Raw genomic sequence first — 19,015 nt, 5'->3', positions numbered from 1 at the left:
GAATAAAAATAAAATTAGTGGATAAGTTAAGGTGTTTATGAATTGAAAAGTCCAACTAATAAGCCAAAGAGACTTAACACTATTGAAATGCAAAGAAAAGCCCAAATCAAAGCGGTTAAGGGATTGTTAAGTCCTATCCTTTCTTTCCATCTTATTTTAGTGGATTCAGCAGTTTTATTCTTTGTTAATTGAATATATAAAACCACATTCAAACAAAGTGAAATAACGAGCGCCGGAACTAAATAAAGGTTCATATTAATCAACCTTTCTGGATTATTATCCTCAATTAACAAATGTAAGACCAATTTTAACACATACATATTTTACCTTCAATATAGATTAGGAGAGTGATTGATTGGGAGCAAACAATCAAGGGAAAGTTTTTGAAGCGAACATTGAAAAATCTGCAGCAGATCAAAAGTTGTTCTTCTACCGGATTAAAGATGTTAATCCAATGTTCTTGAAAAGGGGGGCAGCAGTATCAAAAAACAAATATGACTGTTTTTTGCATTTTAACGGATACTTGTTCCCCTTTGAGCTTAAGTCGACAAAGAACAAATCCATTTCCTTCAGCGAGAAGATTATAAAGCCGCAGCAGATTAAATATTTAAAGGAAGCAACACAATATCCAAATATAATCCCTGGCTTTCTGTTTCAATTCAGAGAGCCTGAGAACAAAGTTTATTTCGTACATATTGATGATTTTTTGAAATACAAAAACATAGCCGAAAAACAGTTGGAACATACATATAAGAATAAAGTTAACAAATCCAGTATCCCGATAGCAATTTGTGAAGAGATCGGTACAGAATTACGCTGGATGAAAAAGAAAGTGAATTATACATATTATCTAAACAAACTTTGCGGGGAATTAATTAAGAAAGAACAGTCAAGAGACAAACCATTACATACATATAATACTCCTGTAAAAAACGGGGGTACGATAAATGCCTTATGAAGAATATGAAGAACTGAAGAAGCAAACAATTAAGGTTATTCACAGAAAGAACTACTCAATAAGAATTATTGATCAAAAATTTGAGGATGATAACTTAGATCAGTTTTATAAAGAAGTTGCAAGATTACTATTTGAAAGGGCTCTGAAAAGTTCAGAATAGCCCTTTCTTTTTTATCAAATTGTAGTAAGTATCTTTAAAAACAGCTTTATCTGTACTGATATTAATGACATGCTGCACTCGGTGTGAAAGGGCAGCTTCCACCACATTTTGTCCGCCGATGAGATTGGTCTGGATCGCTTCAAATGGATGGTCCTCACATGTCGGAACCTGTTTCAGCGCAGCCGCGTGAAAGACGATATCGACGCCTTTCATCACCTGATTCACCCTTCTGTGATCGCGTATATCTCCGAGTACAAATAATAGCCGCTTATCCTCCGCATACTTTTGGCTCATGACATACTGTTTACTGTCGTCTTTGCTGAATACAATCACCTGTTTAGGTGTAAGCAGCAAAAGGCGTTTGACAATTTGACTCCCGATTGAACCCGTTCCGCCAGTGACTAAAACTGTTTTGTTATGGAAAAATGGTTTTAGTTCTGCTGTTTGCTGTTTAGGCATGGCTTATCCTCCAACTCTCGTTTCTCTACCATGCATCATATGTTCAACTTTGTAATCGAATTAATGAAAGCAACCAATAAAACAAAATTTAGGGGAATGATCATGTCACAAAGTGTTCTTTTTTAATAGATAATGGAAAAACGGACGTAACTAGGGAACAACAAAACTAAATAAACAATGTACTAAATATTCAACATATTTTTATTTCGCTCCGCAAAAGGAAATCTGGCAAAGTCCATGTACCTCTTTGGGGAAAAGTTGTTTATGAGTCAGAAACCCTATAAAAAAAGGTTCATTTTCCTCACGGTAATCACCTGTATATATTTTACAATAGTAGTGATAGTGATAAAAGAGGAGGGTACCAAATGAAGGTTTCAAAAACAATGCTGCTAAGCACTGCCGCGGGTTTATTGCTTAGCCTGACAGCAACCTCGGTGTTGGCTCATTATGTGAATGAGGAACATCATTTCAAAGTGACTGCACACACGGAGACAGATCCGGTCGCATCTGGCGATGACGCAGCAGATGACCCGGCCATTTGGGTTCATGAAAAACACCCGGAAAAAAGCAAGCTGATTACGACAAATAAGAAGTCGGGGCTCGTCGTGTATGATTTAGACGGAAAACAGCTTCATACTTATGAGTTTGGCAAGCTCAATAATGTCGATCTGCGCTATGATTTTCCATTGAACGGCGAAAAAATTGATATTGCTGCCGCATCCAACCGGTCCGAAGGAAAAAATACAATTGAAGTATATGCAATAGATGGGGATAAAGGAAAATTGAAAAGCATTACAGATCCGAAACATCCTATTTCCACCAATATTTCTGAGGTTTATGGATTCAGCTTGTATCACAGCCAGAAAACAGGAGCATTTTACGCATTAGTGACAGGCAAACAAGGGGAATTTGAGCAGTATGAAATTGTTGATGGTGGAAAGGGTTATGTAACAGGGAAAAAAGTGCGTGAATTTAAGTTGAATTCTCAGACCGAAGGCCTTGTTGCGGATGATGAGTACGGAAACCTATACATAGCAGAGGAAGATGAGGCCATCTGGAAATTTAACGCTGAGCCCGGCGGAGGATCAAAGGGGCAGGTTGTTGACCGTGCGACAGGAGATCATTTGACAGCTGATATTGAAGGACTGACAATCTATTATGCACCAAATGGCAAAGGATATCTCATGGCTTCAAGTCAAGGAAATAACAGCTATGCAATGTATGAACGGCAGGGGAAAAATCGCTATGTAGCCAACTTTGAGATTACAGATGGCGAGAAGATAGACGGTACTAGTGACACGGATGGTATTGATGTTCTCGGTTTCGGACTTGGCCCAAAATATCCGTACGGGATTTTTGTGGCGCAGGATGGCGAAAATATCGATAACGGACAAGCCGTCAATCAAAATTTCAAAATTGTATCGTGGGAACAAATTGCACAGCATCTCGGCGAAATGCCTGATCTTCATAAACAGGTGAACCCGAGGAAGCTGAAAGACCGTTCTGACGGCTAGAAAAGAAAGCAGCTTGTGCGGCTGCTTTTTTCTATGAATAAAAAAATCGTTCATAGCAATGAACGATTTTTCATGAGAGCGCCAGATGAATCGCTTTTAGTTTTGCAGGAAGCTCATCAAACGTAAATGCGGGTACGATCTCTTTATAATTGGCTGCTGCAGCTTTTTGCCGTTCTTCAGGGTGGTTGATATAGAAAGCGGCTTTTTCCTTAAAGTCGTTCATGCCGTGATAAGAAATAAAGGATGAAAAAGGATGCGCCGCGGGTAAATCTGTTAATTGAAATGCTTCGCATGCAGCGATATCAAACGTTCGGTTATTAAAACTGGCATTTTTGATGTGCATAGTATTTTGGTTGAAAGCAAAATGATAGGGACGATGCGCATTAATTACGATGTCTGCCCCATTATAATAATGAACGGCCTGTTCGGGTGGAACCCATGTGCTGACGACATCAATATGCGGCTGTTTGAGCACTTTTTTAGGCAGATATTTTCCCCATTCCTTGCCGATTACCCGAACCGTGAATGGCAGATGGACCGCTTCTTTCATAAGCTGAACCCGATTAGGGTAAGGATAGCCGATGATTAACAGATTTGAATGATAGGAATGTTCGGTGCCCATTTTTTTAAACAGCCGATGGTTAACTGGTATCGGAACATAATAGACGTTCTGGTAGCCGAGCTCTTGATAGTAGAGAGCTGCATTTTGTTCTATCGTTAATATGGCGTCAGCAAGCTTAATTACCTGAAGGCTGATATCCATATAAAATGGGTCTTCGGTCAGCCAAACATACACGGGGATATCCTTACCCTTTAACCAGGTCAGCCAGTCGTGAGGAACGCGGTCTCCAACCATCATAAGTGTGAAGTCCGGCTGAAACGCTTCGATCTTCATCAAAGATTCTGCTTCAGGTTTATCTGCAATCATATACTCTGTATGAGTGTTCTGAAAACATTCTTCAGCCCAGCGATCAAAATAACTGTATATTCCTCCGTATCCCGACTGGATATACAAGACTTTCATCGGATGTTATGAAAAGAACGTAACGCTTTCTACTTTGTCTACATCAATTAATGTTGTAGCTTGGCCTGCCGGAGTGACGGAGCTTTCCTGTGTTACAAAGACGATACCGTGAACTTGATCGAAAGCAACGAAAACAACCGGTCCGATCATGTCACCTGAATCAGTCACAATGCTGATTGTCGTGCCTGGCGTAATTCTGGCAAAAATCCATCTTGCCGGAAGAGAAGGGTCTAAAATAGATTCTGCCGTAACCGTTTCACTTTCATCTACTTTTTGATCGATGGCAGCATCAAGCAAGGCTTTAAGATTACTATCCATATTTTCTCCTCCTTCTGTTGCAGTTGGAAATAAAGGGCTTAAAACGGCTTTAATTAAATCCTTTTTTAACTGTGCATTTTCAGAGCTCATTACACACACCTCCTATTCGATAGTGAACTCACGTTATTCATATTCTTCCGGCTGTTATTTGGTATGAGTCGAACGCCGTACCTGATCTATTTTTCATCTATTTAAGGAAAATGCTGATTTTTTAATGGAGTGGACATAGCCTATACCATAAATCGAAGTCGCACATATTGTGAAACAGAGATAAGGATAAGGGAGAGGGATGATTTGGATTTAGAGAAACAAGTGGATCGAGAAGAAAACCAAGATGATCTGCATTTTATTTTGCTTTTGCTGATTCTGCTTATACGTCAATCGTCTTCTGAAGGAAATCCATCTGACCTCAGACGCCAGCTTGTTTTTGCAAAAGAGCTGGGCGTACCGGTTTCAAAAGTCAATTTGATGAACGGAGATACACTTCAAAATGTAATCGTAAAAGAAGTTCTGACTGATTTGGTTATTTTCCAAAACCCGTTACATAACACGAGATCTCATGTTTCACTCTCAAGTGTTGTAAGCTGGGGTGCTTTTTAAATGATGACAGAGGCTCTGCTTGCTGCGGAGCCGTTTTTATGTTTGACGGCGGGAGGCGGTATAGATGGGAGAGAAAGTGTCTATTATTTTAACAAGTTACAACAAACCCGATTATTTGCAAAAAGCGATCGAAAGCGTGATACAGCAAACGCATGATCTTTGGGAGCTTTTTATCATGGATGATCATTCGAATGCAGAAACAACTGCGGTGATTCACAAGTATCTCCATGACCGGCGCATTCAATATCATAACAGTTTCGTGCATCCTGCAGATCGATTAAAAACAGCCCGTTATGCCACATTAATTAACAGTGCGCTCCCATTTGCAGACGGCGATTACATTTCCTATCTTACTGACGACACTGTTTATCATCCTGAGCGGCTGAGCCGTATGGTGCAAGAGTTTTCACATAAGCCTGAAGCGCAGGCGGTCTATTCAAAACAAAAAGTTGTACATGTAAACGAAAGGGGAGAGGAAATCTCACATTTCTACAGAAATGCCAATGCAGTGCTTGATCAGGCCGCATTTCAAGTTGATCATTGCTCAGTTATGCATCGCCGTTCGTTACTTAATCTCATCCACCATAAATTTGGAGGCTACTGGGATGATGATATGAAGCATTGGAATCATGGCGACGCAATTTTTTGGGCGAGACTCAACAACTTTACCCCATTTCTGCCGATAAATGAAGTATTAGACACAACCTATAAAACCCCAGATTCATTTCAAAATGCATATCGGTTTCTGCCCGCCGATTTGATTGACGGCTCTTTTGTAAAAGGTTCAGATCAATATGTGTATTTTTTTGATCAGGGTGTAAGGCATCCTGTTGGAGAAAAGTGGGGTTTTTTGTATCTAAATCGGACTGTCGCTGTTCCAGACCCATATTTATTCCAATATAGGATTGGCAAAATTTTAAACATTCCGAATTATATTTTAGTAAAGGAAGCTAATCATCCTGCAATATTTTATATCGAAGCCGGAAAAAAAAGGCGAATTGTGGACCAGTATGCGTTTCAATTTTATCAATTTCAAAGAAAAGACATAGTGACAATTGGAAAAGAAGAGATGGAGACGCTTCCGGAAGGGCCGCCGATTACGTGGAAACGATCTGAATTGATCAAAAATCCGCCTGGCCGACGGGTGTTTTTCATCGAACGCGAGCCGTTTTTGTTTCTAAACGGCGTCTTTCACCCGATTAGTGAACAAGTAGCAAGGAAGTTTTTTTTACACCAGAAGCCAATCTCCGCTTCTTTCCGAAATATTCAGCAATTTCCAATTGGAAAGCCGTTTTATCCGGTGTACGATGAGATTATAAAGAAATTGAATATTGCAACAGAGTAAAGGTATAGGTCATAAAAAGGAGACGTTCATGACAGGACATTATTCAAAAACGGAACATCAATATATATTGTTAACGTCTGAATCGGCATCGTTTGATCATTACAGCGTATACAGAGATCCGCAGCTTCCGCAAATTTTTTCTCATAACTTTGTTCAGCTCCATGATACGTTTCCATTGGAGCGGTTACTTAACTTTTTACCATCCGTACCAAAGCTGCTTGATGCGAATTATCTCCATTTAAAAGCGTCGCCGCAGCATGTTTTTCCGCTCGGTTTGAAGCAGTCGCTTGTAAAAAGCGGTTTTGTCGTCGAGGATGAGCTACTATATGACATGAAGCTTAGTGACTGGAAGGGGCAGATGGGACATCCTTTAACCGCATGGGGGACGGCGAAAAGTCTTAGCGACGGATCTTCTATTATGAAAATTTACGATTCCATTTATATTGGAGAAGCAATCGCTGAACAAAAATTAAAAAGAAAATATCCTTTCTATGAAGCAGGTATAATCATTCTTGTTGTTTGTTACAGCGACCAGGCACAGAAAGTTCCCATTGGGTGCGGCGAGCTGTTTATCGATCATCAAGAGAAAACGGCTAAAATCGAAGAAGTGGCAATTTTAGATCAGTTTCAAAGGAAGGGCTACGGCAGTATCTTAGTGAAAGAAATGCTGTCCATCGCCAAATCACTAGGAATGGAAGCAGCCTACTTAGTTGCTGCAAGCACTGACGGTGCAACTCAGTTTTACGAAAAGCTGACGTTTAAAAAATATGAGCGGGTGCATACTGTATTTCATTATTTCCTTACATGAAATAGGCGTTTGCACAAACCATTTGGGACTTGGCCCGCATAAAATGCCGTATATCGTGATAAGAAAGGATGAAAACAGCATGTATGGATACTCTGGGTACGGTTACGGATTTGGCTGCGGGACAAATACATTTGTGTTAATTGTTGTCTTGTTCATTTTATTAATTATTGTTGGAGCCGCTTTTATTTGCTAGATGCTGAAATTCCAAAAGAGCCTTCCCTATTAGGAAGGCTCTTTTTATGTGAAAAAGTTTTTGCGGGGAACGTCATGCCGCCATTTGGACACTCATACAATATGGTAAAAGGGGTTTTGAGGTGGGAGCATGAGCAGTTATTTGATTAAGCCAGAGCTTAGCTCGGCCTATCCGGTTGTCAGTTATGCGAAGGGTTCATATGTTTATGATCAGACCGGAAAAAAATATCTCGACGGCTCGTCAGGTGCGGTGACATGTAATATCGGCCACGGAGTTCGTGATGTGACTGAGAAGCTGAAAGAACAGCTTGATCAGGTGTCTTTTGCTTACCGCTCACAGTTTACGAGTGAGCCCGCCGAGCAATTAGCCGCTCTCTTGGCACAGGAGCTGCCCGGAGATGTGAATTGGTCTTTTTTTGTCAACAGCGGATCAGAAGCGATAGAAACAGCTATGAAAATCGCCATTCAGTATTGGCAGGAAAAAAAGCAAACACAAAAATCCATCTTTTTGTCTCGATGGAGCAGTTACCACGGAATAACTTTGGGAGCGCTTTCATTGTCTGGTTTTTATGAAAGGAGATACCGGTTCACCCATCTCATTGAGCGGTATCCAGCTATCTCAGCTCCACATATTTATCGGCTGAATCACGAGACAGAAGAAGACTTTGTTCAGACTGCAGCTGATGAACTGGACACTATGATCAAAAGAATCGGAAGCCAATTCATCGCCGGCTTTGTGGCTGAGCCTATTATTGGTGCTGCCGGAGCAGCGATTACTCCGCCTCCGGGATATTATGAGAGATTAAGTGAGGTATGCCGCACACACGATGTGCTTTTTATTGCAGATGAAGTGATGACGGGGCTTGGGAGAACAGGAAGGATGCTCGCGACAGAGCATTGGGACACCGTACCTGATATTGCTGTACTGGGGAAGGGACTCGGTGCGGGGTATGCGCCTATTGCTGCTGCCGTCGTATCTGATTCTATTATTGAAACGATAAAACAAGGGTCAGGTGTGATTATGAGCGGTCACACATATAGTGCACATCCCTATTCAGCCAAAGCTGCTCTTGAAGTTTTGCGATATGTGTTAAAGCACGGCTTGATCAAACAATCAGAAAAAAAGGGCGCTGTGCTGAAGAAGAAGCTTGATGAGGCGGCATCTCAAAGCGGCATTATAGGTGATGTGCGCGGAAAAGGACTGCTATTAGGCGTTGAATTTGTAGCAGACCAAAAAACGAAGAAAGTGTTTCCGCCAGAGCAGGCGATAACTCAGATTATTGTCAGCGAGGCGAAAAAACGCGGGCTGATTGTTTATCCTTCCAAAGCTGGAATAGACAGTGGAGAAGGAGATGCTGTCATTATTGCTCCTCCTTTTACCATTTCAGACGGTGAAATGGAAGAGCTTATCTCTATTTTTTCAGAAACAGTTGCAGCGGTCGAAAAAAACTTAAAAAAGGATTGACATTAAATGGCGCCATTTCAAAAAGCAATCAGCATTGACACAGCAATTGCAGATGTTCGGGATGGATCGGTTCTGATGTTTGGCGGTTTTGGGGGAGTCGGGTCGCCTCCTTCATTGATTGAAGCGATATTGGACAGCGGTGTAACGGATTTAACTGTGATTTGCAATGACGCCGGTTTCCCGGATATCGGGATCGGCCCGCTTATTGTTAATCAACGGGTCAAAACCCTGATCGCCTCGCATATCGGTTCCAATCCTGTAGCCGGAAAACAGATGACAGAGGGGACGTTAGAGGTTCAATTTTCACCTCAGGGAACGCTTGCGGAACGGATTCGCGCCGGCGGAGCGGGGCTTGGCGGTATTTTAACCGATGTGGGCATTGATAATCAAATGGTTTGCGAAAAAAAGGACATCGTAACAGTGGCGGGAAAACGATACTTGATTGAAGAGGCGCTGACGGCTGATTTTGCTTTCATCAATGCTTACATTGCAGATGAATTCGGCAATCTAACGTATGACAAAACCGCGCGCAATATGAATCCGCTTATGGCAATGGCCGCCAGGAGAACCTTTGCCGAAGCTGAGCGTATCGTTCCGATGGGTGAGATTTCTGAAGAAATGATTGTCACACCGGGGGTTTTTGTTGAGGGAGTTGTAAGAAGCGAGGGAGTGAAGTGGAAATGGGCTTGGGAGTAGCAGAAAGAGAACAGATTGCAAAACGGGCTGCTGCTGAAATTAAGCAGGGCATGATTGTGAATCTCGGTATCGGTATCCCATCCTTGGTACCGAACTTTTTGAAGCCTGACATACAGGTCATGTTTCAAGCGGAAAACGGTGTCCTTGGCATTGGAGAAAGTCCCGAAAAGGGAGAAGAGGATGCGCATTTATGCAACGCCGCGGGCTATCCTGTCCGCGCTGTAAAAGGGGCTTCTTATTTTGATACAACCATGTCTTTTGCGATGATCAGAAAAGGCAAAATTGATATTACGATTTTAGGCGCCCTGCAGGTGAGCCAATCAGGAGATTTGGCAAATTGGCTTGTTCCGGGAAAAAAGGTGCCTGGTATGGGCGGGGCGATGGAGCTTGCCCAAAAAGCGAAAAAAGTGGTTGTTGTCATGAGTCATACAGATCAAAAGGGAAGACCTAAATTAACAGAAAGATGCACGCTGCCATTAACTGCTGCAGGCTGTGTAGATTTGATTATTACCGAAAAAGCGGTTCTTGAGGTCGATAGCCATCACTTCATTTTAAAAGAGCTGATGAATGGCTCGACAATCGATGAGGTGACGAGGCTGACAGATGCTGAAATCAAAATAGATATGCCTTTTTCTTAAGAGGGGGAATGAGGATGCAAGACATTGAAAGAAAAGTAATCGGGTGGCTTGATCAGCATTCGGCCAAAGCCATTCGTCTTCTCAAAAGGCTGATTGGGGAAAAAAGCACATTGGGGTCAGAGTTTAACGCCCAAGCTGTTGTGCTTGAAAAGCTGCGGCAATTTCAGATGGACATTGATGTATGGGAGCCAAGCATAAAGCAATTAAAACAGCATCCCTACTTTAAATCTAACCGATCCGATTTTCATGAGAGCCCGAATATCGTGGCTAAAAAAACGGGAGCCGGCGGAGGCAGGTCCCTGATTTTGAACGGTCATATCGATGTTGTGCCTGAAGGAAGCGTAAAGGATTGGAAGTATGAACCGTATCAAGCTGTCGAAGAAAACGGTAAAATATACGGCCGCGGCTCAACGGATATGAAGGGAGGCAATACAGCCCTTCTTTTTGCTTTAGAAGCCCTGCACGCTTGCGATGTCAAATTGAAGGGAGATGTATTGTTTCAGAGTGTTGTAGATGAAGAGTGCGGCGGCGCCGGTACACTGTCCGCCATCATGAGAGGCTATCGTGCTGACGGGGCGTTGATTCCTGAACCGACGAATATGAAACTATTTATTAAGCAGCAGGGTTCGATGTGGTTTCGGATCACTGTGAAGGGATTAGCCGCACATGGGGGCACACGCTATGAAGGGGTAAGCGCGATTGAAAAAAGCATGCACGTTATCACAGCGATACAAGAGCTGGAGAAAGTCCGCAATGCGAGAATTTCAGATCCGCTGTATGACAATATCCCAATACCGGTACCGGTGAATATCGGCACGATCTCGGGCGGTGCCTGGCCATCTTCAGTTGCAGACCGTGTCGTTATAGAAGGGAGATGCGGAATTGCTCCCCATGAGAAACCAGAAGCTGTAAAACTTGAATTGGAAAACTGGCTGAAGGATTTAGAATACCATGACGAATGGTTTAAACGCCATCCCGTACAAGTCGAATGGTTTGGCGCTCAATGGCTGCCGAATGATTTACCTGATGATCACCCTTTAATTTCTGTGCTGCAATCAGCCTATCAAAAAATGAAACAGACAGAGCCGATTATTGAGGCTTCCCCGTGGGGAACGGATGGAGGGCTTTTGTACCATGCAGGAGATACACCAGTGATCGTTTTCGGGCCGGGGGAAACAAAAACGGCTCATCAGGCCAATGAATACATTGAGGTTGAAGCCATGATAGAATCTGCTAAAATTATTGCACTTTTTGTCATGGATTGGTGCGGGCTTCATACAGATGGGGAGGATGCGGATGCTCAAGTCAATAAAGAGTAGCGGTGTCACAGCAGTTTTGGACCATGACGGCTTTAATAAACGAATCAGAGTGGTCCGTTATGACGGAGCTATTGAGAAGGCCCTGCCGGATATCTTGGCAGCGGCAAAAGAAGAGAATGCAGAAAAAATCATTGTCTATGCGAAGCAGCATGATGAGCCGATCCTTGCCAAACAATTATTTGCGCCGGAGGGCTATCTAAAGGGCTATTATCTCGGCTATTCGGCTTGTGTCATGGTACGTTACCTTTCAGAAAGCCGGAGACAAACAGATTCTTATACAGAGGAACAGGAGATCATCGAAGCCATATATCGCACAGCGCCCCGTCTTCACAACGACAGTACACCCGTTTTTACGATGAGAAAAGCAGAAACAAATGACATGTACCAGCTATCGATGTTGTATAAAAAAGTATTCCGCACGTACCCAACACCGGTATTTGACCCCGCTTATATTGAAAAGACGATGAATGCAAATACGGTGTATTATATCATGCTTGATCATGACCGCCTGATCAGCGCAGCAAGCGCAGAAATCAATCCAGAGCTTGGGCATGCAGAAATAACCGATTGCGCTGTGCTGCCGGAATATCGCGGCCATTCGTTAACAAGCTTTTTAATCGAGGCGTTAGAAAAAGAAATGGCTGGAAAGGATATCTTTCATGTATTTTCTCTCGCCCGTGCTTCGTCTTTTGGGATGAATGCTGTGTTGTACCATTCAGGTTATCAATATGGCGGAAGGCTGATCAATAATTGCTTTATAGCCGAAGGCCTTGAAAACATGAATATTTGGTGCAAGCAACTGTAAGTCAAAATATGCGCGAGGAGGAATTCGTTTGAAAAACAAATGGTATAAACCGAAACGGCATTGGAAGGAGATCGAGTTATGGAAGGACGTTCCGGAAGAGAAATGGAACGATTGGCTTTGGCAGCTGACACATACTGTAAGAACGTTAGATGATTTAAAGAAAGTCATCAATCTGACTGAGGATGAAGAGGAAGGCGTCAGAATTTCTACTAAAACGATCCCCTTAAATATTACACCTTACTATGCTTCTTTAATGGACCCCGACAATCCGAGATGCCCGGTACGCATGCAGTCTGTGCCGCTTTCTGAAGAAATGCACAAAACAAAATACGATCTGGAAGACCCGCTTCATGAGGATGAAGATTCACCGGTACCCGGTCTGACACACCGCTATCCCGACCGTGTGCTGTTTCTTGTCACGAATCAATGTTCTATGTACTGCCGCTACTGCACAAGAAGGCGCTTTTCCGGACAAATCGGAATGGGCGTCCCAAAAAAACAGCTTGATGCTGCAATTGCTTATATCCGGGAAACACCCGAAATCCGCGATTGTTTAATTTCAGGCGGTGATGGGCTGCTCATCAACGACCAAATTTTAGAATATATTTTAAAAGAGCTGCGCAGCATTCCGCATCTGGAAGTCATCAGAATCGGAACAAGAGCGCCCGTTGTCTTTCCGCAGCGCATTACCGATCATCTGTGCGAGATATTGAAAAAATATCATCCGGTCTGGCTGAATACCCATTTTAACACAAGCATCGAAATGACAGAAGAATCCGTTGAGGCATGTGAAAAGCTGGTGAACGCGGGAGTGCCGGTCGGAAATCAGGCTGTCGTATTAGCAGGTATTAATGATTCGGTTCCAATTATGAAAAAGCTCATGCATGACTTGGTAAAAATCAGAGTCCGTCCTTATTATATTTACCAATGTGATCTGTCAGAGGGAATCGGGCATTTCAGAGCTCCTGTTTCCAAAGGTTTGGAGATCATTGAAGGGCTGAGAGGTCATACCTCAGGCTATGCGGTTCCTACCTTTGTCGTTGACGCACCAGGCGGAGGAGGTAAAATCGCCCTGCAGCCAAACTATGTCCTGTCACAAAGTCCTGACAAAGTGATCTTAAGAAATTTTGAAGGTGTGATTACGTCATATCCGGAACCAGAGAATTATATCCCCAATCAGGCAGACGCCTATTTTGAGTCCGTTTTCCCTGAAACCGCTGACAAAAAGGAGCCGATCGGGCTGAGTGCCATTTTTGCTGACAAAGAAGTTTCGTTTACACCTGAAAATGTAGACAGAATCAAAAGGAGAGAGGCATACATCGCAAATCCGGAGCATGAAACATTAAAAGATCGGCGTGAGAAAAGAGATCAGCTCAAAGAAAAGAAATTTTTGGCGCAGCAGAAAAAACAGAAAGAGACTGAATGCGGAGGGGATTCTTCATGAAAACATGCGAATGGTGCGGCGAGCTTGAAGCGGTGCCCGGCAGGAACACGGTGTACTGGGAGCTTCCTGATGGAACGAGGGCTATAGAACTGACAGACACTCCTGCCATGGTATGTTCTTCCTGCGGTATGACCTATCAAGAGGAAAACACGGTTAAGGAGATTGAGGATCAGCTGCTTTTAATTCAAACAAACAAACTGCCTGAAAGCCTGACATATCAGCAGCTCATGGAGACAGAAAGAATTTTGAAACGCAACTATTTTGACTTCTCCTGAGTCATGTTTCAGTATTCTTTTGTTGTAATTTTACACTTGAACTGTATAATAGAACAACAAAAGACAGACACCAGGAGGGGAAACCCATGAAATCCTTTTATCACTATTTATTGAAATACAGACACCCTAAGCCGAAGGACAGCATCAGTGAATTTGCCAATCAGGCGTATGAGGATCACAGCTTTCCAAAAACATCAACCGATTATCATGAAATCAGTTCATATTTGGAGCTGAATGCTGATTACCTTCACACGATGGCGACGTTTGATGAAGCTTGGGATCAATACGAGTCTGAAGTGCACGGCAGATAATAGCTGTTTCATCCGCAGATCACTGCGGATTTTTTTATGTCCATACCCATACCATAATTGGATATTTCCTTTGGTTTTCATGCCCATGCGAATTGGCTTCACCCGGCATACGATAGCGTATGAGAAATGTTGCGGCGAGGGGGAGACACCATGAAGCAAAATAAACCGAAATTCCAAGTAGGGGATATCGTAGTCGTCATTATGTATGGAACAGTCGGCACCATCACAAAAGTACACCAAATTGATAAACACTATCTTTATGAAGTCAATCATAACGAAGTTTTATACTTTGAATCATCTATTCAGCTTTATAAAGATTATGAGGGTGTCATTGTCGACATGGAGAAGCTTGATATTGAGTATGAATTCCTTATTGGGGACGTTGTTTATGTAAAAGATTATGGAAAAGAACTCTTTCGCATTATCGGCCATAGAACAGAAATTTGGAGATATTTAGAAGATGGCTGGGAAGATATCATTTATGAGCTGACCCGTTTAAAGGATGGAGAGTGGCTTGAAACGGAGGAAGAGGATCTCACGCTGGTGCTTAGAAAATATGAAATGGACCAGTTTGTGCATCAGCTGTTGTTTGTCCATTATGTCGGAGAAACTGGCCATGAGATCGGCGAAGATATCGCATCGTCTGCTCTTCTTCAGTTTGAAGGCGATGATGAAGATCAAGATACCCTTCACATCCTTGCTGTGTCAATTGTTGATGAGCTTCTGGATATTTATAATGACTACAAAATACTGTACGAAATGTTTCAGGATGAAGAATATAAAGACATGATGATGTTTGTTTTGGAAAGTTTAAAAGAGCATTTCAGTTAGTTTGTGAACATACGGATCAAGACATATAAAAAATATGGCAGACAGCCCCAAATCATCACACGCGTCATCCCTTTGAGCGTTTTTTCCATTATGATATCAAATCTTTCTCCGTCCAGTGCTTCCATCATTTTAGCAATCATAGCGTCAGCCTCCCATGGCTCGTTTTTTATTCAATATATGACTGAAAGAATTGTTTAGAACACCGGGTATAATTCAGCCTGTTTTTTCATAAAACATAAAAAAGGAGGCGGTACGGAGATGAAAGAAATAGATCTTGTGATTGATACGGAAGAAATCGCTGAATTTTTTTACAGAGAGCTTGCAAGACGGGGCTACATACCGAGTGAGGATGAGCTGTTTGAAATCGCTGATATTACCTTTGATTATTTGATAGAAAAATGTATGATAGATGAAGAGCTGGATGAAGATGAGTGAGGCTTAAAACCGGAGCGGTCAGCTCCGGTTTTATTATTCATGTTCTATGACTTCTGTGAAAATTGAGGTGGTTAAATTGTACAAGCCTGTTAGTTTGTTTCTTTTCTTTCTCATTCTAGCTGCGGCCATTCATACAAATGCTGTTCAATCTGCAGATGAAGCAATAAGCAAGGCAGCTGTTTTGATCCGTCAGCCATGGCTTAATGAAGTTATGACGGGGATCACGCATCTTGGTGCTTCTTCTTTTCTGCTCCCTCTAATTGTCATCATTGGAGCGGGCCTGTTTTTCTACAGAAAAACATGGGACGGCCTGTTGATCCTCTTAGTATTCGGCACAGATCGGCTGTTAAACAAAGTCTTAAAAGAATGGATCGAAAGAGTGAGGCCTGATTTTGCACCGCTGGTTCATGAATCATCCTTCAGTTTTCCGAGCGGCCATTCCATGAATGCTGCTTGTGTCTATCCCGTTATTGCTTACTTTTTAGTGAAACACCTCCCGTTTTTGTCCAAGCATAAAAAAATGGTATATATCATAGCCAGTGTAATTACTGTTTTAGTCGGCATAAGCAGAGTGTATCTGGGGGTACATTTTGTGACAGATGTGTTAGGAGGCTTTAGCCTCGGCTTGCTTCTGTTTTTCCTAGTAAAAGGTTTTGACGAAAAGATTAAGCGGTTTCGACAAAAATAGAGAGAGGAAAACACAGCAAAAACGCCAATATGTTAAAGAAATAAAAGGGAGGGGATCTTGATGATGTTATCCGTGTTTAAAAAAAAGTCTTGTTCCTATGACGTGACAATATTTCAGACACCCCGGTTTGGCGAAAAAAAGGGCTACAGAGCCGTCTATCGAACTGAACTGAACGGGAGCGATCATCAAGACGTGCTGAAAAGAGCATTCTCTTTGTTTAATGTATTCGACACTGTTCCGAGTGATTATGATGCAAGATTTATGGCCACAGGGGACGTGATCCTGATTGATGAAGGCAGAAAAGGGAAAACATATTATCAACTGCTTCCCGCCGGCTGGAGGAAAATCAATCGTCTGATTGTACAAACGACATAATGAAAAGAAAACTGCGGAAACCCGCAGTTTTCTGCAGTTTTAAGGCTTGCGTTTGGCAGCGGAATATTCTTTCCCGTGTGCTTCTTCAGCTGCAATGATATCTTTTTCAGGTATATGATTGTTCTTTTTTTGGCCGGTGATCCGGTTGCGATGTTTTTTACCCATGTCCCACCCCTCCTTCCTGCGGTTAGGTTTTCAAATTAACAACCCGATTATCCGTTTTTCTGAGGAAGTGCCTAACAGATCCTCGAACATTTCTTTTTTCGACATATTCCTTTATAATCAATGCTGAAGTTTGTTTCATCATGACATTCGTTGTAAAATGGACGGGCTGGATGATAATTTAGATTTACAGGAGGATATGAGATGAGTGTACATATAGGTGCTGAAAAAGGACAAATTGCGGATACTGTGCTTTTGCCGGGAGATCCTCTCAGAGCAAAATTTATTGCAGAAACGTATCTTGAAAATGTAGAATGCTACAATGAAGTCAGAGGCATGTATGGATTTACGGGTACATATAAAGGTAAAAAAATCTCAGTACAAGGCACGGGAATGGGCGTTCCGTCTATTTCAATTTATGTGAATGAATTAATTCAAAGCTACGATGTGCAAAATCTAATAAGAGTCGGTTCTTGCGGCGCTATTCGTAAAGATGTCAAAGTGCGAGACGTCATTTTGGCGATGACCTCCTCAACTGATTCACAAATGAACAGAGTCGCTTTCGGAAGCATTGATTTTGCGCCTTGCGCAGATTTCGAGCTTTTAAAAAATGCCTATGATGCCGCAAAGGATAAAGGTGTGCCGGTGACTGTAGGAAGCGTATTTACAGCTGACCAGTTCTACAACGACGATTCGCAAATTGAAAAACTTGCAAAATACGGTGTGCTTGGCGTTGAAATGGAAACAACCGCATTGTATACATTAGCAGCGAAGCACGGAAGAAAAGCACTGTCAATTCTCACCGTGAGTGATCACGTATTAACAGGAGAAGAAACGACAGCGGAAGAGCGTCAAACGACATTTCATGATATGATAGAAGTGGCTTTACATTCCGTATCACAATAAAATATATCAAGAGGCGTGCTGGGTGCCGGCAGCCTCTTCTTTATGAATGCGGAAACGATTGATAAAAGGAAGGTAATGTAATATGAAAAAGTCCGGTAAATGGTTCTCACTGGCTGCCGCTCTGAGTGTAACGGCAATAGTCGGAGCCGGCTGCAGCATGTCGAACGGAGATGCTCAAAAGGATACGAAAACCACAGCAGAAACAAAGCAAACAGAACAAAAAACAGCTGACAGCAAAAAATCAAACACTCAAAACAGTGAGTTTTCATTGGAAAGCCAGTATTTCAATGATATTAAAAAAGTCGATGGTCTGGAAACCATTCAAAATCCAGAAAATATACTCGCGCTTGTCAATAAACAATATGCACTGCCCGGAAACTATGAACCTAGCGATCTTGTCATACCTGATGTAGAGTTTTCTTTTGAAGAAAAGATTCAAAAACGTTACATCAGAAAGGAAGCGGCAGACGCGTTAAAAACGATGTTCGATGCTGCCAAAAAGGAAGGCTATGAACTGGCTGCTGTCTCAGGGTACCGTTCGTATGACAGACAGAAAGTCATTTTTGACAATGAAGTAAGCCTAAAAGGAGAAAAGAAGGCAAAGGAAGCGGTCGCTTACCCGGGTGAAAGCGAGCACCAAACAGGCCTTGCGATGGACATTTCGAGCCGGAGCAATGGCTTTGAGCTAAATGAAGCGTTCGGAAGCACAGCAGACGGGAAATGGGTGCAGGACAATGCCTATAAATATGGCTTTATCATTCGCTATCCGAAAAATAAAGAAGATATCACGAAATATGAATATGAGCCATGGCATCTGCGCTATGTAGGCAAAAAAGCCGCAAAGGTCATCCAAGATAATGATTTAACGCTTGAAGAGTACTTTGAAAAAGTGAAGAAAATTTAAAATGAAAAGCCCGCTTACACTAGATAAGCGGGCTTCATTGTGTCTGGTGAATCTAGCATTTGTTCTATGCTTACCAGAAGAATAAACCAGCAAGAGCGACCCCTGTAATTAAACCGAGGGAAATACCGTAAGCTGCTCCGTATCCCCAATAACCGCCCCAATATCCGTAACCGAAACCTCTTGGCCCTCCGCCGGTCGGAGCTATAAAAACTCTGTCTCTTGTTACACGGGTAATTCTGCCGACGTGAACTCTCCCGCCTCTCTCTGTAATTCTGACGACTTTACCTTGATGGTTTTTGCAAAGATGATAATATCTCTCCAATATTGTTCCCCTCCTATCCTGACTTTCTATCAGCATATGATAGATAGGAAAAAAAGGTTGG

28 protein-coding genes are annotated in these 19,015 nt (G+C 42.4%); 22 read left to right on the top strand and 6 right to left on the bottom strand.

Going from position 1 to position 19,015, the window contains the following annotated elements:
* Positions 1-355 precede the first annotated feature (355 nt).
* Both ACZ07B_RS00825 and ACZ07B_RS00820 read left to right on the top strand, forming a co-directional pair.
* Entirely contained in the window at positions 356-958 is a 603-nt protein-coding gene (locus ACZ07B_RS00825) for a hypothetical protein (protein WP_464876762.1), read from the top strand.
* Positions 948-1,118, top strand: a complete 171-nt coding sequence (locus tag ACZ07B_RS00820; RefSeq protein WP_464876761.1) for a hypothetical protein — start codon at positions 948-950, stop codon at positions 1,116-1,118. Before ACZ07B_RS00825 ends, ACZ07B_RS00820 begins: the two co-directional genes overlap by 11 nt.
* Here ACZ07B_RS00820 and ACZ07B_RS00815 read toward each other — a convergent pair.
* Positions 1,110-1,577, bottom strand: a complete 468-nt coding sequence (locus ACZ07B_RS00815; protein ID WP_464876760.1) for an SDR family NAD(P)-dependent oxidoreductase — start codon at positions 1,575-1,577, stop codon at positions 1,110-1,112. The genes ACZ07B_RS00820 and ACZ07B_RS00815 overlap by 9 nt on opposite strands.
* A gap of 365 nt (positions 1,578-1,942) precedes the next feature.
* On the opposite strand from ACZ07B_RS00815, the gene ACZ07B_RS00810 reads away from it, so the two are divergent.
* Positions 1,943-3,091, top strand: a complete 1,149-nt coding sequence (locus tag ACZ07B_RS00810) for a phytase (RefSeq protein ID WP_464876759.1) — start codon at positions 1,943-1,945, stop codon at positions 3,089-3,091.
* Positions 3,092-3,161: 70 nt separating this feature from the next.
* On the opposite strand, the gene cgeB is transcribed toward ACZ07B_RS00810, so the two are convergent.
* Entirely contained in the window at positions 3,162-4,115 is a 954-nt protein-coding gene (gene cgeB / locus ACZ07B_RS00805) for a spore maturation protein CgeB (RefSeq protein WP_042976310.1), read from the bottom strand.
* A gap of 6 nt (positions 4,116-4,121) precedes the next feature.
* Positions 4,122-4,523, bottom strand: a complete 402-nt coding sequence (cgeA, locus tag ACZ07B_RS00800; protein ID WP_003230824.1) for a spore crust protein CgeA — start codon at positions 4,521-4,523, stop codon at positions 4,122-4,124.
* 204 nt (positions 4,524-4,727) lie between these two features.
* Here cgeA and cgeC point away from each other — a divergent pair, with 204 nt between their 5' ends.
* The 14 genes from cgeC to ACZ07B_RS00730 all read left to right on the top strand — a co-directional run bounded on the left by cgeC (position 4,728) and on the right by ACZ07B_RS00730 (position 15,162).
* On the top strand, positions 4,728-5,033 hold the full coding sequence (gene cgeC / locus ACZ07B_RS00795; RefSeq protein WP_464876758.1) for a spore maturation protein CgeC: 306 nt from the start codon (positions 4,728-4,730) through the stop codon (positions 5,031-5,033).
* A gap of 64 nt (positions 5,034-5,097) precedes the next feature.
* Complete coding sequence (gene cgeD / locus ACZ07B_RS00790) at positions 5,098-6,378, top strand: spore maturation glycosyltransferase CgeD (RefSeq protein ID WP_124058296.1); 1,281 nt, start codon at positions 5,098-5,100, stop codon at positions 6,376-6,378.
* Positions 6,379-6,406: 28 nt separating this feature from the next.
* A complete protein-coding gene (cgeE, locus tag ACZ07B_RS00785) occupies positions 6,407-7,186 on the top strand; it encodes a spore maturation N-acetyltransferase CgeE (protein WP_015383898.1) in 780 nt (259 codons plus the stop codon).
* 43 nt (positions 7,187-7,229) lie between these two features.
* Positions 7,230-7,379 (top strand): YjcZ family sporulation protein, encoded by a 150-nt coding sequence (locus ACZ07B_RS00780; RefSeq protein WP_015251877.1) that lies wholly within the window; start codon positions 7,230-7,232, stop codon positions 7,377-7,379.
* Positions 7,373-7,528: a hypothetical protein gene (locus ACZ07B_RS00775; protein ID WP_015714119.1), complete on the top strand. Its 156-nt coding sequence runs from the start codon at positions 7,373-7,375 to the stop codon at positions 7,526-7,528. Before ACZ07B_RS00780 ends, ACZ07B_RS00775 begins: the two co-directional genes overlap by 7 nt.
* Positions 7,509-8,843 (top strand): aspartate aminotransferase family protein, encoded by a 1,335-nt coding sequence (locus ACZ07B_RS00770; protein ID WP_129137697.1) that lies wholly within the window; start codon positions 7,509-7,511, stop codon positions 8,841-8,843. The genes ACZ07B_RS00775 and ACZ07B_RS00770 overlap by 20 nt, the downstream gene beginning before the upstream one ends.
* A gap of 6 nt (positions 8,844-8,849) precedes the next feature.
* On the top strand, positions 8,850-9,539 hold the full coding sequence (locus ACZ07B_RS00765) for a CoA transferase subunit A (RefSeq protein ID WP_003230839.1): 690 nt from the start codon (positions 8,850-8,852) through the stop codon (positions 9,537-9,539).
* Positions 9,524-10,177 (top strand): 3-oxoacid CoA-transferase subunit B, encoded by a 654-nt coding sequence (locus ACZ07B_RS00760; protein WP_464876757.1) that lies wholly within the window; start codon positions 9,524-9,526, stop codon positions 10,175-10,177. Before ACZ07B_RS00765 ends, ACZ07B_RS00760 begins: the two co-directional genes overlap by 16 nt.
* A gap of 8 nt (positions 10,178-10,185) precedes the next feature.
* Positions 10,186-11,496, top strand: a complete 1,311-nt coding sequence (locus ACZ07B_RS00755) for a peptidase (RefSeq protein ID WP_464876756.1) — start codon at positions 10,186-10,188, stop codon at positions 11,494-11,496.
* Positions 11,474-12,301: a putative beta-lysine N-acetyltransferase gene (ablB, locus tag ACZ07B_RS00750; protein WP_134157088.1), complete on the top strand. Its 828-nt coding sequence runs from the start codon at positions 11,474-11,476 to the stop codon at positions 12,299-12,301. The genes ACZ07B_RS00755 and ablB overlap by 23 nt, the downstream gene beginning before the upstream one ends.
* 28 nt (positions 12,302-12,329) lie before the next feature.
* A complete protein-coding gene (gene kamA / locus ACZ07B_RS00745; protein WP_004399420.1) occupies positions 12,330-13,745 on the top strand; it encodes a lysine 2,3-aminomutase in 1,416 nt (471 codons plus the stop codon).
* Positions 13,742-14,020: a YokU family protein gene (locus ACZ07B_RS00740; protein ID WP_024572727.1), complete on the top strand. Its 279-nt coding sequence runs from the start codon at positions 13,742-13,744 to the stop codon at positions 14,018-14,020. Before kamA ends, ACZ07B_RS00740 begins: the two co-directional genes overlap by 4 nt.
* An 86-nt stretch (positions 14,021-14,106) precedes the next feature.
* Positions 14,107-14,331, top strand: a complete 225-nt coding sequence (locus ACZ07B_RS00735) for a YozE family protein (RefSeq protein WP_003231160.1) — start codon at positions 14,107-14,109, stop codon at positions 14,329-14,331.
* Positions 14,332-14,481: 150 nt separating this feature from the next.
* Positions 14,482-15,162, top strand: coding sequence for a hypothetical protein (locus ACZ07B_RS00730; RefSeq protein WP_014477102.1), 681 nt, complete (start codon positions 14,482-14,484; stop codon positions 15,160-15,162).
* On the opposite strand, the gene ACZ07B_RS00725 is transcribed toward ACZ07B_RS00730, so the two are convergent.
* Positions 15,159-15,302, bottom strand: a complete 144-nt coding sequence (locus ACZ07B_RS00725; protein WP_003231164.1) for a hypothetical protein — start codon at positions 15,300-15,302, stop codon at positions 15,159-15,161. The genes ACZ07B_RS00730 and ACZ07B_RS00725 overlap by 4 nt on opposite strands.
* Before the next feature lie 118 nt (positions 15,303-15,420).
* Between ACZ07B_RS00725 and ACZ07B_RS00720 the strand changes: the two genes are divergently transcribed.
* The 3 genes from ACZ07B_RS00720 (at position 15,421) to yodL (ending at position 16,660) form a co-directional block, all read left to right on the top strand.
* Positions 15,421-15,597 (top strand): YozD family protein, encoded by a 177-nt coding sequence (locus tag ACZ07B_RS00720; protein ID WP_003231166.1) that lies wholly within the window; start codon positions 15,421-15,423, stop codon positions 15,595-15,597.
* A gap of 76 nt (positions 15,598-15,673) precedes the next feature.
* A complete protein-coding gene (pgpB, locus tag ACZ07B_RS00715) occupies positions 15,674-16,285 on the top strand; it encodes a phosphatidylglycerophosphatase PgpB (protein WP_014477101.1) in 612 nt (203 codons plus the stop codon).
* Between the two features lie 60 nt (positions 16,286-16,345).
* Positions 16,346-16,660, top strand: coding sequence for a shape determination protein YodL (gene yodL / locus ACZ07B_RS00710; protein ID WP_004399431.1), 315 nt, complete (start codon positions 16,346-16,348; stop codon positions 16,658-16,660).
* A gap of 39 nt (positions 16,661-16,699) precedes the next feature.
* Here yodL and ACZ07B_RS00705 read toward each other — a convergent pair whose 3' ends face one another.
* Complete coding sequence (locus ACZ07B_RS00705) at positions 16,700-16,825, bottom strand: hypothetical protein (RefSeq protein WP_003231174.1); 126 nt, start codon at positions 16,823-16,825, stop codon at positions 16,700-16,702.
* Between the two features lie 201 nt (positions 16,826-17,026).
* Between ACZ07B_RS00705 and deoD the strand changes: the two genes are divergently transcribed.
* Together deoD and ldcB are read left to right on the top strand one after the other, a co-directional pair.
* Complete coding sequence (gene deoD / locus ACZ07B_RS00700) at positions 17,027-17,728, top strand: purine-nucleoside phosphorylase (RefSeq protein WP_003241589.1); 702 nt, start codon at positions 17,027-17,029, stop codon at positions 17,726-17,728.
* Positions 17,729-17,810: 82 nt separating this feature from the next.
* Complete coding sequence (ldcB, locus tag ACZ07B_RS00695; RefSeq protein ID WP_014480046.1) at positions 17,811-18,632, top strand: LD-carboxypeptidase LdcB; 822 nt, start codon at positions 17,811-17,813, stop codon at positions 18,630-18,632.
* 70 nt (positions 18,633-18,702) lie between these two features.
* Here ldcB and ACZ07B_RS00690 read toward each other — a convergent pair whose 3' ends face one another.
* Entirely contained in the window at positions 18,703-18,954 is a 252-nt protein-coding gene (locus tag ACZ07B_RS00690) for a hypothetical protein (RefSeq protein ID WP_014477099.1), read from the bottom strand.
* Between the last annotated feature and the right edge of the window lie 61 nt (positions 18,955-19,015).

It is taken from the genome of Bacillus sp. 9.4 (assembly GCF_055486415.1).
This window is presented reverse-complemented; position numbering and strand designations above follow the sequence as displayed.